Source organism: Lactiplantibacillus garii (assembly GCF_003885105.1).
Taxonomy (GTDB): Bacteria; Bacillota; Bacilli; order Lactobacillales; family Lactobacillaceae; genus Lactiplantibacillus; species Lactiplantibacillus garii.
Window position 1 is genome coordinate 1 of sequence record NZ_QWZQ01000085.1, and the last position, 3980, is coordinate 3980.

A 3980-nucleotide genomic window follows, 5' to 3' on the forward strand; every position below is an offset into this window, starting at 1 on the left:
ATTTCCAACAAATTTTCACATGTAGAAGATAATTAATTACTTTTCTTAATTAAAGGAACGGCCCAAGCCAACTTAAAGTGAATCACGTTGGCTTGGGCCGTTAAGTTATTTCATCAGGTCATCAAACGTTTGATTAACCGTCTCTTGATCACGATTGCTTGTAAATTCTTTAACTGGTTGTAAGTCGCTTAAATCATTGGCAACTTCCTTCGTCGCATAAATCATAACTGGTGCTCGCTTTGCAAACTGGGTTTGGACTAATGCCACATTACCAACTACCGGGGTGCCCTTCGTCTTTTCGGTAATCCGCCACTTATACAATTTTTTGGTGTTTAAAACATGTTTCGCCCGCTCCTCGGGATCATGCACAATATGATAGGCTATTAACACATTATCAGCCATGTTGATTCCTCCTATTTTGGCCACCGGTCATTCCTTAATATCTTTAGTATACATGCTGAACCCTCAGACTAGCAATTATTGGAACCAAGCCACCAATCGATTAAATTAAGTTTGGTGATGATCAGTCTGGATCAGCTTAACTACTTTAGTAACCGTTGGCTTAGGCGCTGGCATCGTTGGTTTTGCTGGGTTACCAGCATACTCCGCGGTTTTATCAGCTTTTGGCGTTACGGTTAGCTTACCGTCCTTATTGCAGCGTTGATGCTTGTCAAAAACTGGGCAACCTTCTTTCGTGGTGATTATTGCAACAACCCTGCTCGTCGTCTTGGGTCCGGCAGACCTGGAACTAAATCTGGCTATTCGGGGCTGGTGCCCTCTGTGTGGTGACAGCAGCATGGATTGAAGTCAATATTTGAGACAGGTTTTAAGAGACATTCAGAACCGCGTTTACCTTCCACAGCTCAAATAAATCATTAATCGTGATTAATAACTTATTTGAACCATGGAAAGCATTAAATCAGGCGGCCATTTGGCTCGTAAGTGTTGCGATTTCAACTTGTAAGGGGGTCTGGTAGCCCAGTGAACTATGAATTCTCTTCCTATTGTAGAAAGCATGCACATATTCAAAAAGGACAGCAGCGGCAGTTTCATAATTCTCAAAGACCGGCACTGGATAAACACATTCCTTTTTGAGGGAAGCATGAAAAGATTCCATTGGTGCATTATCGTATGGACACCCCTTACGGCTGTAAGAGTGGCGGATATGTAGTTCGGTTAACCGTTGGTTGTAATCATCGCTGGTGTACTGTGATCCTAAGTCTGTGTGGATAATCAGGTCCCCAGTAATGGTTCGATTTTTAACCGCGCTTTCCAGGGTCTTTAAGACTAAATCAGTATCCATCTTTTTTGAGAATGAATAGCCGATAATTCGTCTTGAGTGCAGATCCATGATGGTTGATAAGTAACACCAGCCATTACGCTTCGTTTGAATATAGGTCATATCAGCGGTCCATTTTTGATTTAAACTAGTGGTCGAGAAATCCTGCTTAAGCAAGTTGGGACGCTGTTCAACCTTGGTTTTGGAAGCCGAAGCCGCTTTCCATTTATTGACGGTAACGGAGTGGATATCCAGTTCCTTCATGAGCCGGGAAATCCGTCTTGGGCTGCACCGACGCTGCAGTGGTTGAAGTTCCAGATTCAATTCATGGTGGATCTTCATAACGCCGTATCGCTGCTTGAATTCCGCAAAGATCCGCAGAATCCGTTGTTTTAAGTCCGCATCTTCGGCCCGGCGTTTTGAAGGTTTGGGGGATCGATAACGATAATACTGAGCTCTGGAAACACCGAGGATTCGGCACATCTTAGTTACCTGGTGGTGATGGCTTTCTTGGTGAATGTAATCAAAAATATTGGTTACTTCTGCGCAAGGAAGCCCAGGGCTTTTTTTAGGATTTCGTTCTCCTCAGACAGGGAAGCCAGCCGCTTTTCCATCGCTTTAATTTCGTCTGGCGATTTACCGGATTGAGTTTTGGCTTGGCCCTGGATCCACTTATGAACGGTTGAATAGCCAATGCCATATTCTCTGGCCAGTTGGGCGGCTGATTCGCCTTGTTTATATAGGTTGATGATGTTTTGTTTGAATTCTTTGTCGTAACGAGTTGGCATGTAAAAATTCCTTCCTTTTGAGAGACGATTTATTCATTATACACTCTCTTAAAAGTTGTCTCAGGAATCAGCTTACATCCATAATGTCTCAATCCAAAGACATAAGTCAATCACTTTTTTATTTAACTGTTGCGTTTGTTCAGCCAACGTTTCTGTTCCATAAGTTTCATAAAACGACTGGTAGAGTCCACCTAAATTGTTCCATTTATAACCGTCAGCTGGTGTATGAACATCAATTCCGTGTTTCTCTTTTTCTTCCCAACCTAATAATAACGATAACCACCCTAACTGGTACGATAAATTTTCAGAAGGTGTTTTATCTACCTCTTCAATCCGTTTATTCCTCAGATTTTCTGGAATGTTCTCAAATTCAGAAATATATTTTTGGTAACGTTGTCCAATTTCTGTGATTAACTCGTCTTTGCTTGTGTAAGTTCTCATAATTAAGGTTTCTCCAATCTGATTTATGTTGCAAATTTGGTATTATTTGTAATAGCTTATGGCACTAAGTTGCGACGCGCTTCTAACCCTTTAATTATACAGCATCAAAAAAGAGGCCACAACTGTTAGGTTATGACGCAGTTTATATATTCATTTAGCGGACATTTACCCATTTATTAAGAAAAACTGGACTTAGAATGCGTTTCTTAAACGTCAAAACATAAAAAAACGCCTATTTCTAGGCGCTTTTTACGATTATTGTTGTAAAGTTTGTTGGGCTTTTTTAGCTCTTGGCTTTTTCAAATCTGGATTAGCCTTTGCAAAGTCTTTCAAATCTTTTTGCGTTTGATTACTGATATCTTGACGTACTTGTTTGAGTTGCTTTTCAGCTTGTTGGTTATTTTTAGCAGGGTCTTGTACTTGCTTTAGTAAATTTTTGTACTGTTGAGATAGGGTAGGGTGTTCTGTATCATGGTTCTTTAAAATAGATTGATTAGCAGAATGAGGGTTTGTGTCATCTCGGTCAATGTATTCATCTGCATAATATCCATTTCCTAAGGCTTTTATAGCGTTATTTGATTTTTCAATGTCCGCTACATCTTCCCACTTAACTGTTTTTAAAAAGTGTTGGGCTTCTTTTTCTGATACATCTGACAATGTAAAACTATCTTGTATAGCACTTTCTAAGTTGTTGTTGTACAATTTTTGCACTGCTTGTACTGGATTATCAGCTTGTACCACTAATTTTTCTTTAGCAACTTCTTCTAAGCTTTCCGATATTTTATTGCCTTTTTCTTGTTGTAGTCCTAGTTTTTCTGTTAATTCATTACTAAGGTCTACAACTTTATTACTTACTTTTTGAATTTCACTCAACGCTTCATGGATCACAGCTGTATCTTTAGCCCAGGTAGCCACATAACCGAGTGAGTAGTTGCTGGTATCAACGCCAATATCTGCATGGCAACGTACGCAACCGCTTCGGCTTGGGTTTCCTGATAGGCTCGTGGCCGGTCTTTAAATTCTGACGTTAAGCCGTGTAATTGGCTATGCGCATATTCGTGATATAACGTCTCCAGTTTTAAGGCGTTGTCCGGTTCATCACTACCAATGACTATTTCCACTGAGGTAGGGTCATTCGTTGATAAAACATGAACGTTAGTAGGAGCAGGAGCGTAGTTTTGATTTGGTAGGATTAATTTCACAAAGTTTTCGCCAGCTTCTAGTTTAGGTTGTTCTGTTACTTCACCAGTCTCGTAACTATCTTCAATTCTATCTATTCCAGTACCTAGGTCCTCTACATATCGCAAAAAACTCAAAGCATATACCACATTATGATTTCTAGGATTGGGCCTAGAATAAAAAGTGTACAAGTTAAATAGAGACTCTGATTTAGTATAATTAAGGAAGTAAATTGGAGGATCAAATAATGACGAAGCACAGTTATGACAAGGAATTTAAGGAACAGGCCGTTC

The 3980-nt window shown here is 40.0% G+C and carries 3 protein-coding genes and 2 pseudogenes; all 5 read right to left on the bottom strand.

Translation table 11 applies throughout. The features are described 5' to 3' along the window. Positions 1 to 105: 105 nt before the first annotated feature. A complete protein-coding gene (locus D1831_RS13815) occupies positions 106 to 402 on the bottom strand; it encodes a DUF5839 family protein (RefSeq protein ID WP_016526724.1) in 297 nt (98 codons plus the stop codon). 517 nt (positions 403 to 919) lie between these two features. Then, positions 920 to 1810 (bottom strand): IS3 family transposase, encoded by an 891-nt coding sequence (locus tag D1831_RS13830; protein ID WP_318531886.1) that lies wholly within the window; start codon positions 1808 to 1810, stop codon positions 920 to 922. Between the two features lie 5 nt (positions 1811 to 1815). Further along, the gene (locus D1831_RS14870; RefSeq protein ID WP_002816285.1) at positions 1816 to 2067 is read right to left on the bottom strand and encodes an IS3 family transposase; all 252 of its coding nucleotides are present in this window, start codon (positions 2065 to 2067) and stop codon (positions 1816 to 1818) included. An 81-nt stretch (positions 2068 to 2148) separates the two neighbouring features. Next, positions 2149 to 2508: pseudogene (locus D1831_RS13840) on the bottom strand (ClbS/DfsB family four-helix bundle protein); the annotation flags it as partial. Between the two features lie 255 nt (positions 2509 to 2763). Beyond that, positions 2764 to 3638, bottom strand: a pseudogene (locus D1831_RS13845) (LtrC); the annotation flags it as partial. Between the last annotated feature and the right edge of the window lie 342 nt (positions 3639 to 3980).